The organism is Streptomyces sp. NPDC047971, assembly GCF_040653355.1.
In the GTDB taxonomy this organism is placed as follows: Bacteria; Actinomycetota; Actinomycetes; order Streptomycetales; family Streptomycetaceae; genus Streptomyces.
Map to the genome: position 1 here is coordinate 71414 of NZ_JBEZNW010000026.1, position 15686 is coordinate 87099.

The window sequence follows — 15686 nt, forward strand, 5'->3', positions numbered from 1 at the left end:
CCGGGACGAGGCGCACGCCGGGTCGGGTGGACCGGGGCGCCTCCGCGTCCGTTCGCTCCGGTCAGCTCGCCGTCGGGTCCGGTGCCGCCGCCGTCGGGGCCGCCGACTCGGGGCGCTCCCTCAGTTCGGCCGTGCACCGGTAGCGGTGCGGCGGATAGCCGCCGGGGCCGCCGAGGGCGACCGTGTCCCCGCCCGCGCCCGCCGAACTCCGGGCGAGGGTGCAGACGATCTGCGCGAGAGCCGTGGGCGTCAGGTCCTCGGGCTGCCGGCTCAGCCGCAGCGTGCCGGCCGGATCGCCCTTGTGGCCTCCGGTGACGGCCAGCGGCCCCTTCACCGCCGTGGAGAACCCGGCCTGCCGCTCGGTGTCCGAAGGCTCGCTCAGCAGCTGCGTGAGCAGCGTCGACGCGGTCCGTACCCGGTCCCCGTCGGCCTTCTCCTCGGGCAGCGGCGACCGGCGGTCCACCGGTTCCAGCTGCGAACCGCACAGCAGGAACACCTGGACCGGCATCCCCGAGGTCTGCGTGGCGACCTCGTCACCCGACACGCTGCACGGCACCCGCGAAGGCGCCGGACCCGCGTCCACGGGCACCGATGTCGTCCTGATCCCGCAACCGGAGGCGAGCGCGACGGCCACGAAGGCCGCCGCCAGGACTCCCGTACGGCGAAGCCCGCTCAACTCTCCTCCACCTCGCCCTGCTCGCCGCCGACGGCCGCGCCCGCGTCCGTGTCGGCATCGGCGTCCTGCGGAAGGCGCAGGACGAACACCGCGCCGTCGCCGTCCGGCGAGTTCGCGGCGGTGATCGAACCGCCGTGGATCAGCGCGTTCTCCATGGCGATCGACAGGCCGAGACCGCTGCCGTCCGAACGCGGCCGGGACGCGCTCGCCTTGTAGAAGCGGTCGAACACATGCGGCAGGACCTCCTCCGGGATGCCCGGACCATGGTCCCGAACCTCGATCACCAGCTCGCCGTCCTCCGTGCGGATCGCCACCCGCACCGGCGATCCGCCGTGCTTGAGCGCGTTGCCGATGAGGTTCGCGAGGATCACGTCGAGCCGTCGCGGATCGAGCCGCGCCATGATCCCGCGCTCGGCGTCCAGCTCCACGGCGTCCAGCCAGGCGCGGGCGTCGATGCACGCGGTGACCTGGTCGGCCACGTCGACGTCGTCGAGGACGAGCCGCGCGGTGCCCGCGTCGAAGCGGGTCACCTCCATCAGGTTCTCCACCAGGTCGTTCAGCCGCCGCGTCTCGCTCACCACGAGCGCCACGGCCGGCGCGATCATCGGGTCGAGGGAGTCCTGCTCGTCCTCCAGGACCTCGGTGACGGCCGTCAGCGCGGTCAGGGGAGTGCGCAGCTCGTGGGACATGTCCGCGACGAAGCGCCGACTGGACTCCTCCCGCGCGCTCATGTCGTCGACCTTCTTCTGCAGGGACTCCGCGGCGCTGTTGAACGTCCGTGACAGATCGGCCAGTTCGTCCGTGCCCGAGACCCGCAGCCGGGTGTCGAGCTTCCCCTCGCCCAGCTGCCGGGCCGCTTCGCCGAGCCGGTGCACCGGCCGCAGCACGGTCGTGGCGGCGGCCTGGGCGAGCAGCGCGGAGCCGACGAGGGCGAGCGCGGTCGCGATCCCCAGGGACCAGGCGAGCGAGTTCAGATCCGCCCGCTCGGCGTCCAGGGACTTGAACATGTAGCCGGTCGGTCCGCCCCCGTCGACCTTCGCCCCGCCCACCAGGTACGGCGTCTGGCCGCGCTGCGTGCGCTGCCAGAACAGGTGGTACGGGTAGGCGTTGCCGTCCGTGAGGGGCTGCTCGGTCTCCACCTGGTCCCGCAGCGCGTCCGGGACATCGGCCAGCGTGAAGGTGTCCGGGTTCGAGGCCCCGATGATCGGCTTGCCGGCGTCCCGCTCCCCGAGCAGCAGCACGCTGTAACCCGAGCTTCCGCCCGCCATCTGCTCGGCCGTGCGCCGCAGGTCCTCCTCGGTGGGCTGCAGCGGCAGCGTCGCCGCCCGGTTCTGCATCTCCTGCCGGAAGTCGTTCAGCGCCCCGTCCTGGGTGCGGGTCAGGACCGCCTCGCGGTTGAGCCAGTACGCGATCCCGGAGGCGGACACGGCGGCCGTGAGCGCCACCAGGGCGAAGACGACGACCAGCCGCAGCCGCAGGCTGGTGAAGCGCAGCCCCGCGAAAATCCCTCGTCTCACGCAGGGACGTCCAGTCGGTAGCCGACGCCGCGCACGGTACGGATCAGGGTCGGCGAGGACGGCACGTCCTCCACCTTGGCGCGCAGCCGCTGGACGCAGGCGTCGACCAGGCGGGAGTCGCCCAGGTAGTCGTGCTCCCACACCAGGCGCAGCAACTGCTGGCGCGACAGGGCCTGTCCGGGCCGCCTGCTCAGCTCCAGGAGCAGTCGCAGCTCGGTCGGCGTGAGCTGGAGGTCCTCCCCGTTCTTCGTCACCGTCATCGCCGAACGGTCGATGACGAGCGAGCCGAACGTCGCCGAGTCCGTGGACTCCCGCTCGCCGCGCCGCAGTACGGCCCGGATCCGGGCGTCGAGGACCCGGCCCTGGACGGGCTTGACGACGTAGTCGTCCGCGCCGGACTCCAGGCCGACGACCACGTCGATGTCGTCGCTCCGCGCGGTCAGCAGGATGATCGGCAGCTGGTCGGTGCGCCGGATGCGCCGGCACACCTCGAAGCCGTCGATCCCGGGCAGCATGACGTCCAGGACGACCAGGTCCGGACGCTGCTCGCGCAGGAGCTTCAGGCCGTCCTCGCCCGTCGCCGCGGTGGCCACTCGGTGGCCCTGGCGTGTCAGGGAGAGTTCGAGGGCCGTGCGGATGGCGTCGTCGTCCTCGATCAGCAACAGGAAAGGCACGGACGCCATTCTGTCCCATGAGGCCATCGGAGTTCGACTGTGCGGCGGCACCGACCCCTGTGACACGGCTGTGACAGTCGGCGGACACCGCGATGAAGTGGGCCGGGCAAGCTTCTTGGCACACGGACAGAAACCCACTCCAACCGACGGGGGGCGCGAGATGAACGCACTGCACAGCACCACCACGAGCGCAGTGGTCACGCGTCTCCACGATGTCGTCGTGCGGGGCGGGACGGAGAAGTCCGGCGGTGTGAACGGGCGGGGGTGCGTTCGCAGCGTCGGGCGTCAGCACAAGGCGCCGTACATGGTCGCCGTGGCTGACGGGGGAGCGGCGTACGGGGAGGTCTCGGGGGAGCGGCAGTCGGTGTCGGAGGCGGAGTTCACCGCCTACGTCCAGGAGCGCCGCGCCTCCCTGTACGCCACCGCCTACCACCTGACCGGTGACCGTTTCGAGGCGGAGGACCTGCTCCAGAGCGCGCTGTTCTCGACGTACCGCGCCTGGGACCGGATCAGCGACAAGGCGGCGGTGGGCGGCTACCTGCGCCGCACCATGACCAATCTGCACATCAGCGCGTGGCGTCGGCGCAAGCTCAACGAGTACCCCACCGAGGAGCTGCCGGAGACGGCGGGCGACACGGACGCGATGCGGGGGACCGAGCTGCGGGCGGTGCTGTGGCAGGCCCTGGCCCGGCTGCCCGAGCTCCAGCGCACGATGCTGGTGCTGCGCTACTACGAGGGCCGTACGGATCCGGAGATCGCGGAGATCCTGGACATCAGTGTCGGCACGGTGAAGTCGAGCATCTGGCGCTCCCTGCGCCGGCTGCGCGAGGACGAGGTCCTGAGCTTCGGCCGTGACGAGGAGGAGTCCTTCGGCGAGCTGGTGGCCTGAAGGCAGGGGGGCAACGGGGGAAAGACGGGGGACGTACGGGGGTACGGGGGAAAACAGCGCGGGTCGGACAAGCCGGGGGGGCTTGTACGACCCGCGTTTCTCGTTTCTCTTCGTCCCGGCCCTCGTTACGCCCGCGCCGCCGGTGTCCGGTGACGGCCGGCCGCTGCCGCGGCCAGCCGGCCCAGGGCCTCGTCCCTGGCGCACGGGTGGGCGCCCAGTTCGGTCTGGCGGGCCACGATCGAGCGCTCGGAGCGCATCAGTCGCCAGCCGCGACGCAGCAGGAAGGGGACGGACTTGCGGCCCTCCCTGAGATCCCGCAGGAGCCGGCGGCGGAACGTCGTCGAGGGGCGGCCGCGCAGGCACAGGGCGTCGGCGAGGACGCCGAGGTCCTGGCAGCGTTCCACGATCTCCGCGGCGAAGATCCCCTCCGCGACGAACAGCGGGGTCCGGCCGATGTCGAAGGTGTCGCGGTCCACTCGCGAGCTGGTGGCGAGGTCGTAGACGGGGACGTCCGTACGGCCCGTGCGGCACAGCTCCACGATCGCCGCGACGGCGGTCTGGGCGTCCCAGGAGTCCGGGGAGTCCCAGTCGATGTCGGCGCTGCCCGCGACGAGCGGGAGCGTCGGGTCGCCGGCCTCCTTGTAGAAGTCGTCGAGACGCAGGACCGGGAGACCGGTGACGGCGGCGAGGGACGACTTGCCGGAGCCTGAGGGGCCCGCGAGCAGCACGACGCGGGTCGGGATCGGTAGGGAACTCACGGGACACCAGTGTGAAGCATTCCCCCGGGCAGGGGACCCCCGAGGGAGGTGGTTGGTATCGAGCATCACACCTCAACTACGCTCGGTGCCTCCCTGATTACCCAAAGCTGAAGGACTCTCATGGCGCGTCACAAGGAATCCAGGCCCTCCCGCGGCGGTGCCCTGCTGAAGGCCGGGCTGACCGCGACGGCGGCGGGAGCGGCGGTGCTCGGTCTGGGCGCCGCCGGTGCCCAGGCGGCGGCCCCGCTGCCGCTGCCGATCGACTCGATCGCCGGCAGCGACATCTCCTCGGCCCTCGGGGCCACCGGTCACGCCGTCGGCCCGCTGACCAGTCTCCAGCTCGACCCGCTGGCGAACACCGGTGTCGATCCGCTGGACAACGGGGTCGGCACGCAGATCGCCGACTTCAAGCCCGTGGGGACGAACCTGGTGACGGACCACGTCACGAAGGGCGGCGGGCTGGACGATCTGCCGCTGGTCGGTGAGGTGACGGGGCTGCTTCCGACCAACTAGCGGCGTCGGGGGCCGCCTCGGAGGCCGTGTCGGGAGCGGCTCCCGGGGCGGTCCGCAGGGGGATCTCCCGTACGAACCAGGACGCGGCGAAGGCGAGTGCGGCCAGCGCGGCCGTGCCGAGGAGCACCCCGTGCAGCCCGCTCGTCACCGCCGCCGCGAATTCCTCCCGTACGGCCACGGGCAGCTCCCTCAGCTCCGCCGGTGTCAGCCGGGTGTCCGCGTCGGCGAGGCGGGCGGTGAAGACCGCGCCGAGCACCGCCACGCCGAGCGAGCCGCCGAGGGTGCGGACGAGGGTGACGGTGCCGCTCGCCGCGCCCATGTCGCGCGGCTCGGCGCTGTTCATGGTGATCAGCAGTGTCGACTGCATGAGGAAGCCCATGCCCGCCCCGATGACGAGGGTGAGTGCCGAGGCGACGGCGGTCGGGGTGTCGACGTCGAGCGTGAGCAGGATGAGCGCGCCGGCCGTCATCAGCGCGCCGCCGAGGATCGGGTGGGCGCGGTAGCGGCCGGTTCGGCCGATGGCGCGGCCGGTCGCCAGCTGGACCGAGATCATCCCCAGCATCAGCGGCAGCAGGAGCATCCCGCTCGCGGTGGACGACTGGCCGCGCGCGAACTGCAGGTACTGCGGAAGGTAGTTCATCGCCGCGAGCATCCCCGCGCCGACGAGGAGGCTGAGGAGCTGGGCGAGGGCGAAGTTGCGGCTGCGGAAGAGGCGGGGCGGGATGACCGGCTCCTCGGCCCGTCGTTCGACCCGTACGAACAGGGTGAGGGCGATGGCGGCGACGGCGCCGAGGCCCAGGATCCGCGGTGAGGTCCAGGCGTGGCCGGTGCCCGCCCAGCTCGCCAGGAGGGTCAGGGCGAGGATGCCGAGGGTGAGGAGCAGGGCGCCGCGCCAGTCGACGCGGGCCCGGATCCGCTCGGTGCGCACCTGGATGCCGGTCCCGACGATCAGCAGGGCGGCGAGGCCGACGGGCACGTTGACGTAGAAGGCCCAGCGCCAGTCGAGGTGGTCGGTGAGGAAGCCGCCGAGCAGCGGGCCGCCGACGAAGGCGACCGGCAGCGTCGCGGCGCTGATCGACTGGACCCTGGCGCTGTCGCGGGGCGCGACGATCACCCCGATGAGCGCGAACGCGCCGACCATCAGGCCGCCCGCGCCGATGCCCTGGAGCGCCCGGAAGGCGATGAGCTGCCCCATGTTCTGGGCGAGTCCGGAGAGGACCGAGCCGAGGAGGAAGACGGCGACGGAGGCGAGGTAGCTGCCCTTGCGGCCGTACAGATCGCCGATCTTGCCCCAGAGGGGGGTCGCCACGGCGGCGGTGAGGAGGTAGGAGGTGACCACCCAGGAGAGGTGGTCGAGGCCGCCGAGCTCCCCGACGATCGTGGGCAGCGCCGTGCCGACGATGGTGCCGTCGAGGGTGGCGAGGACGATGCCGAGCATCAGTCCGGTGATCCCCAGGTAGGGGATGCGGGCTTCGGGTTCGCGGGGTGTCGTCATGGCTCAGGCCGCGTAGGGCTTCTTGGCGCGGGCCTCGCGAAGGGCCTCGGCCCACCAGGCGAGTCGGTCGAGCATCGCGGTCGCGGCCGCGTCCGCCGCGGGGTCGGTGGCCTTGCCCTCCTGGTCGAACTGTCCCCAGACGCCCTGGAGTCCGACCGCCTCGCGGACGGTGACGGCGTGCAGTTCGGCGAAGACCCCCCGCAGGTGCTCGACGGCGCGCAGGCCGGCGGAGAAGCCTCCGTACGCGACGAAGCCGACGGGCTTGGCGTGCCACTCCTCGCCGTGCCAGTCGATGGCGTTCTTCAGGGACGCGGGATAGCTGTGGTTGTACTCGGGGGTGACGACGACGAAGGCGTCGGCGGCGGCGAGGCGCGGGGAGACGGCGGCGAGGAGCGCGAGGTCCTCGTCGGCGGCCGGGGCCTGGCCGAGCTGTGGGAAGACGACGGGCAGCGGGGTCTCGGCGAGGTCGATGAGGTCGACGGTCATGTCGGGGCGGGCGGCGGCATGGGCGTGCAGCCAGTTCGCGACGACGGGGCCGAGGCGGCCGTCGCGGGTGGAGCCCTGGACGACGGCGACGTGGAGCGGATGCATGGGTCCCCCGGAACGTGGATGTGTACGGCGTATCTTTTCGGTGTACAACGTACACGCGAGTGTGTACGTCGTCCACCGGGCATACGCTGTACGCGAGGAGAGGGAGGCCGTCGTGGCGAAAGAGGACGAGACGGAACGGGTCTCGCTGTGGGAGCGCCTGGAGCGGCCGCAGGCGGCGCCGCGCGCTTCCCTGACCGCGCAGCGGATCGCGGAGGTCGCGGTCGACCTGGCCGACCGTGAGGGGTTCGCGGCCGTCACCATGCGCCGGATCGCCACCGAGCTCGGTGTGGCGCCCATGGCCGCCTACCGGCACGTCTCCGGCAAGGACGACCTGTGGGCGCTGATGGTCGACCGCGTGTCGGCCGAGATGGAGCCGGCCGAGCAGCCGGGGAGCTGGCGGGAGACGCTGCGCGCGTACGCGGTGCGGACCCGCACGATGATGGTGCGCCACCCCTGGCTGGCCCAGCTGCCCATGCCGCTCTTCGCGCTCACGCCGAACCGGATGGCCGCCGCGGAGCGCCAGCTGGCGTCACTGGACGGGCAGGGCCTCGACGTCGACACGATGATGGCCGCGTTCCGGACGGTCAGCAGCTACGTGCAGGGGGCGACCCAGGCGGAGGTGGCCCTGGCGCAGTACATGCGGGAACAGGGCTGGGAGAGCCCCGACGAGACGCGGCGGGCGCTCGCCCCGCAGATGTCGTACCTGATGGAGACGGGGAGGTACCCGACGTACCGGCGCTACACGGAGGCGGCGGCGCGCAAGGACGACGCGACATGGCAGTTCGAGACGGGCCTGGAGTCCGTGCTGGACGGGGTGGCCGGGCTGGTGGAGCGCGGCCGGTCCTGACGGGGCGGACATGACGAACGGCCCCCGGGGTCCACCCGGGGGCCGTTCGTCACGGTGCTAGTACGCCGAGCCGCTCGCGCCCAGCGAACCCGTCGGGTGCCAGACCGTCTTCGTCTCCAGGAAGGCGGTCATCCGGTCCGTGCCCGGGGACTCGGTGAAGTCCACCGCGCGCGGGCGCAGGACGCGCTTGAGGTTGTCCGCCGCCGCGATCTCCAGCTCGCGCGCCAGATCGGCGTCCGCCCCCGTCAGGTCGATCGCGTTGACGTCCTGGTGGGCCGCCAGGTGCGGGCCCATCTCGGCGGCCTTGCCCGAGAGGATGTTGACCACGCCGCCCGGCAGGTCCGAGGTGGCGAGCACCTCGCCCAGGGAGAGCGCCGGCAGCGGGGACTTCTCGCTCGCGATCACCACCGCCGTGTTGCCCGTCGCGATGACCGGGGCGATGACCGAGACGAGGCCCAGGAACGAGGAGTCCTGGGGCGCGATCACGGTGACGACGCCCGTCGGCTCCGGGGTCGACAGGTTGAAGTACGGGCCGGCGACCGGGTTGGCGCCGCCCACGATCTGGGCGATCTTGTCGGTCCAGCCCGCGTACCAGACCCAGCGGTCGACGGCCGCGTCGACGACCGCGCCGGCCTTGGACTTCGACAGGCCCTCGGCGTCCGCGACCTCGCGGACGAACTGGTCCCTGCGGCCCTCCAGCATCTCGGCGATCCGGTAGAGGATCTGGCCCCGGTTGTACGCCGTCGCGCCCGACCAGCCGCCGAACGCCTTGCGCGCGGCGACGACCGCGTCACGGGCGTCCTTGCGGGAGGAGAGCGGTACGTTCGCCAGCCAGTTGTCCTTCGAGTCGCTCACCTCGTACACCCGGCCGCTCTCGGAGCGGGGGAACTTGCCCCCGACGTACAGCTTGTAGGTCTTGAAGACGTTCAGGCGCGTCTGCTGCTCAGACATCGAGGTAGGCCTCCAGACCGTGACGGCCACCCTCGCGGCCGAAGCCCGACTCCTTGTAGCCGCCGAAGGGCGAGGTCGGGTCGAACTTGTTGAACGTGTTGGCCCAGACGACACCGGCCCGGAGCTTGTTGGCCACGGCCAGGATCCGCGAACCCTTCTCCGTCCAGATGCCGGCCGACAGGCCGTACTGGCTGTTGTTGGCCTTGGCGACCGCCTCGTCCGGCGTACGGAACGTCAGCACGGACAGGACCGGGCCGAAGATCTCGTCGCGGGCGACGGTGTGCGCCTGGGTGACGTTGGTGAAGAGCGTCGGGGCGAACCAGTAGCCGGCGGACGGCAGCTCGCAGGCCGGCGACCAGCGCTCGGCCCCCTCCGACTCGCCCTTCTCGACCAGCGCGTGGATACGGGAGAGCTGCTCGGCCGAGTTGATGGCGCCGATGTCCGTGTTCTTGTCCAGCGGGTCGCCGAGGCGGAGGGTGGAGAGCCGCCGCTTCAGGGAGTCGAGCAGCTCGTCCTGGACCGACTCCTGGACCAGGAGGCGGGAGCCCGCGCAGCAGACCTGGCCCTGGTTGAAGAAGATGCCGTTGACGATGCCCTCGACGGCCTGGTCGATGGGGGCGTCGTCGAAGACGATGTTGGCGCCCTTGCCGCCCAGCTCCAGGGTCACCTTCTTGTCCGTGCCGGCGACCGAGCGCGCGATGGACTTGCCGACCGCGGTCGAACCGGTGAAGGCGACCTTGTTCACGTCGGGGTGCTCGACGAGCGCGGCGCCCGTCTCCCCGTAACCGGGGAGGATGTTGACGACGCCCTTGGGCAGGCCCGCCTGGCGGCAGATGTCCGCGAAGAACAGGGCGGTGAGCGGGGTCGTCTCGGCGGGCTTCAGGACGACCGTGTTACCGGTCGCGAGCGCCGGGGCGATCTTCCACGCCAGCATCAGGAGCGGGAAGTTCCACGGGATGACCTGGCCGGCCACGCCGAGCGGGCGGGGGTTCGCGCCGTAGCCCGCGTGGTCGAGCTTGTCGGCCCAGCCCGCGTAGTAGAAGAAGTGCGCGGCGACCAGCGGGAGGTCCGCGTCGCGGGTCTCCTTGATCGGCTTGCCGTTGTCCAGGGTCTCCAGGACGGCGAGCTCGCGGCTGCGCTCCTGGATGATCCGGGCGATCCGGAAGAGGTACTTGGCGCGCTCGGAGCCGGGCAGCGCCGACCACTTCTCGAACGCCTTCCGCGCCGCCCTCACCGCGCGGTCCACGTCCTCGGTGCCCGCCTGGGCGACCTCGGAGAGGACCTCCTCGGTGGAGGGGGAGACGGTCTTGAAGACCTTGCCGTCGGCCGCGTCGACGAACTCGCCGTCGATGAACAGGCCGTACGAGGGGGCGATGTCGACGACGGACCGGGACTCGGGCGCCGGTGCGTACTCGAATGCAGATGCCATGATGATCAGTCCACCGTCACGTAATCGGGGCCGGAGTAGCGGCCGGTCGCCAGCTTCTGACGCTGCATGAGCAGGTCGTTGAGCAGGCTGGAGGCACCGAAGCGGAACCAGTGGTTGTCCAGCCAGTCCTCGCCGACGGTCTCGTTGACCAGGACCAGGAACTTGACGGCTTCCTTGGTGTTGCGGATACCGCCCGCGGGCTTCACACCGACCTGGACGCCGGTCTGCGCGCGGAAGTCGCGCACGGCCTCCAGCATCAGGAGCGTGTTGGCCGGGGTGGCGTTGACCGCGACCTTGCCGGTCGAGGTCTTGATGAAGTCGGCGCCCGCCATCATGCCGAGCCAGGAGGCGCGGCGGATGTTGTCGTACGTCGAGAGCTCGCCGGTCTCGAAGATGACCTTGAGGCGGGCCTCGCCGGAGGCCTCCTTCACCGCCAGGATCTCTTCGTAGACCTTCATGTAGTTCCCCGCGAGGAACGCGCCGCGGTCGATCACCATGTCGATCTCGTCGGCGCCCGCGGCGACGGCGTCACGGGTGTCCGCGAGCTTCACGGGGAGGGCGGCGCGGCCGGCCGGGAAGGCCGTGGCGACGGAGGCGACCTTGACGCCGGAGCCCTTCAGGGCCTCCTTCGCCGTGGCCACCATGTCGGGGTAGACACAGACGGCGGCGGTCGTCGGGGTCGTGCGGTCGGACGGGTCGGGGTTGACGGCCTTGGCGGCGAGCGCCCGGACCTTGCCCGGGGTGTCCGCGCCTTCGAGCGTCGTCAGGTCGATCATGGAGATGGCCAGGTCGATGGCGTACGCCTTCGCCGTGGTCTTGATCGAGCGGGTTCCGAGGGACGCGGCGCGCGCCTCCAGGCCGACGGCGTCGACGCCGGGCAGCCCGTGGAGGAAGCGGCGCAGCGCACTGTCGGACGTCGTTACGTCGGCAAATGGTGCTGCGGATGCAGTGGTGGGCATGGTCACCAGTCGAGCATATCTACGCGCGTAGCGACCTGTACAGCCCCCGGGTTTCCGAACGGGGTCGCCGACGCCCCGGGAGGGGCCGCGCACCCGTTTCCGGAACCCCCCGGCCGGGGGGTGCGCGGGGCCGCTCCCTCCACCCGAGCCCGCCCGTACCCGGTGAGGCAGAATCGGCACCATGACGACCCAGCCCCCGCAGCAGCCCACCGAGCCGACCTACGCCGACCGCGTCTTCCGGTCGCCCCTGGGCATCGCGGGCGGCGTCCTGCTGCTCGGGCTGACCGGATGGTTCTGCGTGGACGCGATGGTCCGCGGCGAGGGACGCACGCCCTGGGTCGCCCTGGCGGGTCTGCTCTTCGTCGTGCCGCTCGTCGTGGCGTTCACGATCCGCCCGGTGGTGACGGCGAACGAGGACCGCCTGCGGATCCGCAATCCCTTCCGTTCCGTCGTCCTGCCCTGGGCCGCGGTGGCCGACGTCCGCGCCGGGTACTCCAGCGAGGTGCTCACCCGTGACGGGGCGAAGTACCAGCTCTGGGCCGTCCCCGTCTCGCTGCGCCAGCGCAAGCGGGCGGCGCGCCGCCAGGCGCGGGCCGCCCAGGACGACCCGCACGGCCGCACCTCCGTCCACGCGCGCGTGGACGACAAGGACCGGCTCGCCCCGGCCGACCAGACTGTCGCCGACCTGCGCGATCTCGCCGAGCGCTGCGCCACGCGCCCGAGCGCGCAGGGGGAGCCGCAGACGCGCTGGGCGTACGAGATCATCGCGCCGTCCGCCGCCGGTCTCGTGCTGCTGGTCGTCCTGCTCGCCACCGGCTGAGGCGCCCCGCCGGTCCGCGCCGCGTTCATCCGTACGGGAACGGCCCGGGCGCGTACGGGAACGGCCCGGGGCCCGTACGGAACCGCTTCCGTACGGGCCCCGAGCCGTTCGACGCTCAGAGACCGGCCGCCTCCGACAGGTCCCGCTTGATCGCGGAGAGCACCTCGGCGCCCTTCGCCCGGGCCGACGCCAACCCGCTCGCGTCGGCGACCGGGACCACGACCTCCAGGTAGCACTTCAGCTTGGGCTCGGTACCGGAGGGGCGGACGATGACCCGGGCCTTGTAGTCGCCCTCCAGGTAGTAGCGCAGCCCGTCCGTCGGGGGCAGGGACTCCGTGCCCTTCGTCAGGTCCTCCGCCGTCGTCACCGTCAGCCCCGCGAGGTGGACAGGCGGCCGCGACCGCAGCGCGCTCATCGCGTTCGCGATGATGCTCAGGTCCTCGACGCGCACCGACAGCTGGTCCGTGGCGTGCAGCCCGTGGGCGACCGCCAGGTCGTCGAGGAGGTCCGTCAGCGTACGGTCCCGCTCCTTGAGCTCCGAGGCCAGCTCGGCCACGAGCAGCGCCGCCGTGATGCCGTCCTTGTCGCGGACGCCCTCGGGGTCGACGCAGTAGCCCAGCGCCTCCTCGTAGCCGTACCGCAGACCGTCCACGCGGGCGATCCACTTGAAGCCGGTCAGCGTCTCCTCGTGGCCGACGCCCGCCGCCTCGGCGATCCGGCCGAGCAGCGAGGACGACACGATCGACTCGGCGAACACGCCCCGAGCGCCCTTGTGCACCAGGTGCGCCGCCAGCAGCGAGCCCACCTCGTCGCCCCGCAGCATCCGCCAGCCGCCCTCGACGGTCGGGTCGGGCACCGCCACGGCGCAGCGGTCGGCGTCCGGGTCGTTGGCGATCACGATGTCGGGGTCCACGGCGCGGGCCGCCTCGAAGGCGAGGTCCATCGCGCCCGGCTCCTCCGGGTTCGGGAAGGCGACGGTCGGGAACGCCGGGTCGGGCTCGGCCTGCTCGGCGACGAGCGCGGGCGCCGGGAATCCCGCGCGGGCGAAGGCGGCCGTCAGGACCTCCTTGCCGACGCCGTGCATGGCCGTGTAGACGGTCCGCACGGTACGGGGGGACCCGGGGCTCAGGACGGCGTCCGTACGCGCCAGGTAGGCGTCCAGGACCTCGTCGCCGAGGGTCTCCCAGCCCTCGGCCGGCCGCGGCACGTCCTCCAGGGAGCGCACCGCGTCGATCTCGGCCGCGATCTCGGCATCGGCCGGCGGCACGATCTGCGAACCGTCGCCCAGGTACACCTTGTAGCCGTTGTCGCGCGGCGGGTTGTGGCTCGCGGTGACCTCGACTCCGGCGACCGCGCCCAGATGCCTTATGGCGTACGCGAGGACGGGCGTCGGCAGCGGACGCGGGAGCAGCGCGGCGCGCAGTCCGGCGCCGGTCATCACGGCGGCGGTGTCACGGGCGAAGTCGGCCGACTTGTAGCGGGCGTCGTAGCCGATGACGACGAGCCCGTCGTGCCGGCCCTTGGCCTTGAGGTACGCGGCGAGTCCCGCGGCGGCCCTGATGACCACCGAGCGGTTCATCCGCATCGGGCCCGCGCCCAGCTCGCCGCGGAGTCCGGCGGTGCCGAACTGGAGCGTGCCGGCGAAGCGGGCGGCGAGCTCGTCGCCCGCACCGGCCTCGATGAGCGCGGCGAGCTCCTCGCGGGTCTCACTGTCGGGGTCCTCGGCGAGCCAGGTCTGGGCCCGGGCGAGGAGGTCGTCCTGCGTCACGGTGTGCCTTTCGGAGGTGCGGGTGGGGCGGGCGCGGGGTGGGGCGCGGTGTCGGGTGGGCCGCTGCGCGGAGCCTTTCCCCGCCCCGTCCCTTCCCGAACGGGGGCACGCCCCCGGACCCCTGCTTGGGGGTCCCGGCACGCCCGTGGGGCGTAGCGGACAGCGGCCGGGTCCTCGGGCGCCGGACGGGCCGGGGTGCCGCCGCGCGGGCGGGCCCGGCCCCGTCGGGAGCCCCCGCGCCCTCAGGGCGCGGGGGGAGTCCGAGGCGCGGGGGCCGCGCGGCGGTCCGTCAGATCCGGTCCAGGACGCGCGTCAGCAGCTCGCCCATCCGCGCCGCCGAGTCGCGTCCCGCCTGGAGGACCTCCTCGTGGTTCAGCGGCTCGCCCGACAGGCCGGCCGCCAGGTTGGTGACCAGGGAGATGCCCAGGACCTCGGCGCCCGCCTCGCGGGCCGCGATGGCCTCCAGGACGGTGGACATGCCGACCAGGTCGCCGCCCATGACGCGGACCATGTTGATCTCGGCCGGGGTCTCGTAGTGCGGCCCGGTGAACTGCACGTAGACGCCCTCTTCGAGGGTCTCGTCGACCTCCTTGCACAGCGCGCGCAGCCGCGGCGAGTACAGGTCGGTGAGGTCCACGAAGTTCGCGCCGACGATCGGGGAGGCGGCCGTCAGGTTGATGTGGTCGCTGATCAGGACCGGCTGGCCGGGGCGCATGCCCTCGCGCAGGCCACCGCAGCCGTTGGTCAGCACGATGGTCTTGCAGCCGGCGGCGACGGCGGTGCGCACGCCGTGGGCGACGGCGGCGACGCCCCGGCCCTCGTAGAAGTGCGTACGGCCCAGGAAGACCAGGACGTGCTTGGCGCCGATCTTGTACGAGCGGACCTTGCCGCCGTGTCCCTCGACGGCCGGGGGCGGGAAGCCGGGAAGCTCGGTCACGGGGAACTCGGCCTCCGGAGCGCCGAGCGCGTCGACGGCGGGCGCCCAGCCGGAGCCCATCACGAGGGCCACGTCGTGGGTGTCGATTCCGGTCAGCTCGCGAAGACGCGCGGCAGCGGCCTCGGCGGCCTCGTACGGGGTGGCAGTTGCGTTCACTGACTCTCTCGCCTCGGGGAGGGGGGTCCGAGGGGGGAGCCCCGGACGGATTTCCTACGCGCAGAAGCGTAGCCCGAGAATCCCTACGCGCGTAGATGACGATGCTGACGGACATGCGATCGTTGTCTTGTCGTTTCCGACGAATGGCGTAGCGGGGGCCACACCGCACGTTCCGCCAGTCCGATACCGCCATGAACCGGGTCCGGACGCTCGCACGGGCACGAGCGGCGCCCGGCGGCGCCTAGCAAGGGCGCTTGCGCAGCTCCATCACGTAGTCGTGCGGCGCCCCCGCCGACTCGGCGGCGTCCGCGATCTCGCCGAGGTAGCGCGCGGACGGCAGCCCGCCCTCGTACGCGTTCAGCACGTACAGCCAGGTCGGCTCCTCGCCGTCCAGGGTGTGCACGCGGACCCGCATCCGGCGGTAGATGTCGAGGCCGACACCCTCCCAGCGGTCCATGGAGTCCTCGTCCATCGGCGCGATGTCGTAGAGCGCCACGAACACCTGGGACCGCGGCGCCTCGACGATCGTGGGCAGCGCGCCCTCCCAGCCCATCTGCTCGCCGCCGAAGGTGAGCCGCCAGCCGTTGAGCCAGCCGGTGCCGCGCAGCGGGGAGTGCGGGGCGCGGCGGGTCATGAGCCGCGCGTCGAGGTTGCCGGCGTACGCGGCGTAGAGCGACATGGGGTCGAGGGTACGGGAGGGGAGCGG

At 72.3% G+C, this 15686-nt stretch carries 16 protein-coding genes; 4 read left to right on the forward strand and 12 right to left on the reverse strand.

Annotated features, from left to right (window positions below; translation table 11 throughout):
• Window positions 1-61 precede the first annotated feature (61 nt).
• Genes AB0D99_RS23585 through afsQ1 form a run of 3 tightly spaced genes read right to left on the reverse strand, consistent with a single transcriptional unit; the run spans window position 62 to window position 2867 of the window.
• Window positions 62-676 (reverse strand): hypothetical protein, encoded by a 615-nt coding sequence (locus tag AB0D99_RS23585; RefSeq protein WP_362365484.1) that lies wholly within the window; start codon window positions 674-676, stop codon window positions 62-64.
• The gene (locus AB0D99_RS23590) at window positions 673-2193 is read right to left on the reverse strand and encodes a HAMP domain-containing sensor histidine kinase (RefSeq protein ID WP_362365487.1); all 1521 of its coding nucleotides are present in this window, start codon (window positions 2191-2193) and stop codon (window positions 673-675) included. The genes AB0D99_RS23585 and AB0D99_RS23590 overlap by 4 nt, the downstream gene beginning before the upstream one ends.
• On the reverse strand, window positions 2190-2867 hold the full coding sequence (gene afsQ1, locus AB0D99_RS23595) for a two-component system response regulator AfsQ1 (protein WP_362365491.1): 678 nt from the start codon (window positions 2865-2867) through the stop codon (window positions 2190-2192). The genes AB0D99_RS23590 and afsQ1 overlap by 4 nt, the downstream gene beginning before the upstream one ends.
• 160 nt (window positions 2868-3027) lie before the next feature.
• Between afsQ1 and AB0D99_RS23600 the strand changes: the two genes are divergently transcribed.
• A complete protein-coding gene (locus AB0D99_RS23600) occupies window positions 3028-3756 on the forward strand; it encodes a SigE family RNA polymerase sigma factor (RefSeq protein ID WP_362365495.1) in 729 nt (242 codons plus the stop codon).
• A 125-nt stretch (window positions 3757-3881) separates the two neighbouring features.
• Here AB0D99_RS23600 and AB0D99_RS23605 read toward each other — a convergent pair whose 3' ends face one another.
• A complete protein-coding gene (locus tag AB0D99_RS23605; protein ID WP_362365498.1) occupies window positions 3882-4580 on the reverse strand; it encodes a hypothetical protein in 699 nt (232 codons plus the stop codon).
• A 54-nt stretch (window positions 4581-4634) separates the two neighbouring features.
• Between AB0D99_RS23605 and AB0D99_RS23610 the strand changes: the two genes are divergently transcribed.
• Entirely contained in the window at window positions 4635-5027 is a 393-nt protein-coding gene (locus AB0D99_RS23610) for a hypothetical protein (protein ID WP_362365501.1), read from the forward strand.
• Here the strand turns inward: AB0D99_RS23610 and AB0D99_RS23615 are convergent.
• A complete protein-coding gene (locus tag AB0D99_RS23615) occupies window positions 4957-6522 on the reverse strand; it encodes an MDR family MFS transporter (protein WP_362365504.1) in 1566 nt (521 codons plus the stop codon). The genes AB0D99_RS23610 and AB0D99_RS23615 overlap by 71 nt on opposite strands.
• Window positions 6523-6525: 3 nt before the next feature.
• Window positions 6526-7113 carry an NAD(P)H-dependent oxidoreductase gene (locus AB0D99_RS23620; RefSeq protein ID WP_362365507.1) on the reverse strand — a complete coding sequence of 196 codons (588 nt, stop codon included), beginning with the start codon at window positions 7111-7113 and terminating at the stop codon, window positions 6526-6528.
• A 112-nt stretch (window positions 7114-7225) separates the two neighbouring features.
• Between AB0D99_RS23620 and AB0D99_RS23625 the strand changes: the two genes are divergently transcribed.
• Entirely contained in the window at window positions 7226-7960 is a 735-nt protein-coding gene (locus tag AB0D99_RS23625) for a TetR/AcrR family transcriptional regulator (RefSeq protein ID WP_362365510.1), read from the forward strand.
• Window positions 7961-8017: 57 nt separating this feature from the next.
• Here the strand turns inward: AB0D99_RS23625 and AB0D99_RS23630 are convergent, their stop codons facing one another.
• The 3 genes from AB0D99_RS23630 to deoC are packed head-to-tail and all read right to left on the reverse strand — an operon-like array spanning window position 8018 to window position 11299.
• A complete protein-coding gene (locus tag AB0D99_RS23630) occupies window positions 8018-8911 on the reverse strand; it encodes an aldehyde dehydrogenase family protein (RefSeq protein ID WP_362365513.1) in 894 nt (297 codons plus the stop codon).
• Window positions 8904-10340 carry an aldehyde dehydrogenase family protein gene (locus AB0D99_RS23635; RefSeq protein WP_362365516.1) on the reverse strand — a complete coding sequence of 479 codons (1437 nt, stop codon included), beginning with the start codon at window positions 10338-10340 and terminating at the stop codon, window positions 8904-8906. The genes AB0D99_RS23630 and AB0D99_RS23635 overlap by 8 nt, the downstream gene beginning before the upstream one ends.
• A gap of 5 nt (window positions 10341-10345) precedes the next feature.
• A complete protein-coding gene (deoC, locus tag AB0D99_RS23640; RefSeq protein WP_362365519.1) occupies window positions 10346-11299 on the reverse strand; it encodes a deoxyribose-phosphate aldolase in 954 nt (317 codons plus the stop codon).
• 181 nt (window positions 11300-11480) lie between these two features.
• Here deoC and AB0D99_RS23645 point away from each other — a divergent pair, with 181 nt between their 5' ends.
• On the forward strand, window positions 11481-12119 hold the full coding sequence (locus tag AB0D99_RS23645; RefSeq protein WP_362365523.1) for a PH domain-containing protein: 639 nt from the start codon (window positions 11481-11483) through the stop codon (window positions 12117-12119).
• A gap of 115 nt (window positions 12120-12234) precedes the next feature.
• On the opposite strand, the gene AB0D99_RS23650 is transcribed toward AB0D99_RS23645, so the two are convergent.
• The 3 genes from AB0D99_RS23650 to AB0D99_RS23660 all read right to left on the reverse strand — a co-directional run bounded on the left by AB0D99_RS23650 (window position 12235) and on the right by AB0D99_RS23660 (window position 15659).
• Window positions 12235-13887, reverse strand: a complete 1653-nt coding sequence (locus AB0D99_RS23650) for a phospho-sugar mutase (RefSeq protein WP_362365526.1) — start codon at window positions 13885-13887, stop codon at window positions 12235-12237.
• 289 nt (window positions 13888-14176) lie between these two features.
• Window positions 14177-14980 (reverse strand): purine-nucleoside phosphorylase, encoded by an 804-nt coding sequence (locus AB0D99_RS23655; protein ID WP_362365529.1) that lies wholly within the window; start codon window positions 14978-14980, stop codon window positions 14177-14179.
• A gap of 241 nt (window positions 14981-15221) precedes the next feature.
• On the reverse strand, window positions 15222-15659 hold the full coding sequence (locus AB0D99_RS23660; protein WP_362365532.1) for a gamma-glutamylcyclotransferase: 438 nt from the start codon (window positions 15657-15659) through the stop codon (window positions 15222-15224).
• Between the last annotated feature and the right edge of the window lie 27 nt (window positions 15660-15686).

Bases quoted from the DNA above. Each gene is read 5' to 3' on its own strand.
- AB0D99_RS23600 (WP_362365495.1), top strand. From the start codon at position 3,028: ATGAACGCACTGCACAGCACCACCACGAGCGCAGTGGTCACGCGTCTC.
- AB0D99_RS23605 (WP_362365498.1), bottom strand. From the start codon at position 4,580: ATGCTCGATACCAACCACCTCCCTCGGGGGTCCCCTGCCCGGGGGAAT.
- AB0D99_RS23610 (WP_362365501.1), top strand. From the start codon at position 4,635: ATGGCGCGTCACAAGGAATCCAGGCCCTCCCGCGGCGGTGCCCTGCTG.
- AB0D99_RS23615 (WP_362365504.1), bottom strand. From the start codon at position 6,522: ATGACGACACCCCGCGAACCCGAAGCCCGCATCCCCTACCTGGGGATC.
- AB0D99_RS23620 (WP_362365507.1), bottom strand. From the start codon at position 7,113: ATGCATCCGCTCCACGTCGCCGTCGTCCAGGGCTCCACCCGCGACGGC.
- AB0D99_RS23630 (WP_362365513.1), bottom strand. From the start codon at position 8,911: ATGTCTGAGCAGCAGACGCGCCTGAACGTCTTCAAGACCTACAAGCTG.
- AB0D99_RS23635 (WP_362365516.1), bottom strand. From the start codon at position 10,340: ATGGCATCTGCATTCGAGTACGCACCGGCGCCCGAGTCCCGGTCCGTC.
- deoC (WP_362365519.1), bottom strand. From the start codon at position 11,299: ATGCCCACCACTGCATCCGCAGCACCATTTGCCGACGTAACGACGTCC.
- AB0D99_RS23645 (WP_362365523.1), top strand. From the start codon at position 11,481: ATGACGACCCAGCCCCCGCAGCAGCCCACCGAGCCGACCTACGCCGAC.
- AB0D99_RS23660 (WP_362365532.1), bottom strand. From the start codon at position 15,659: ATGTCGCTCTACGCCGCGTACGCCGGCAACCTCGACGCGCGGCTCATG.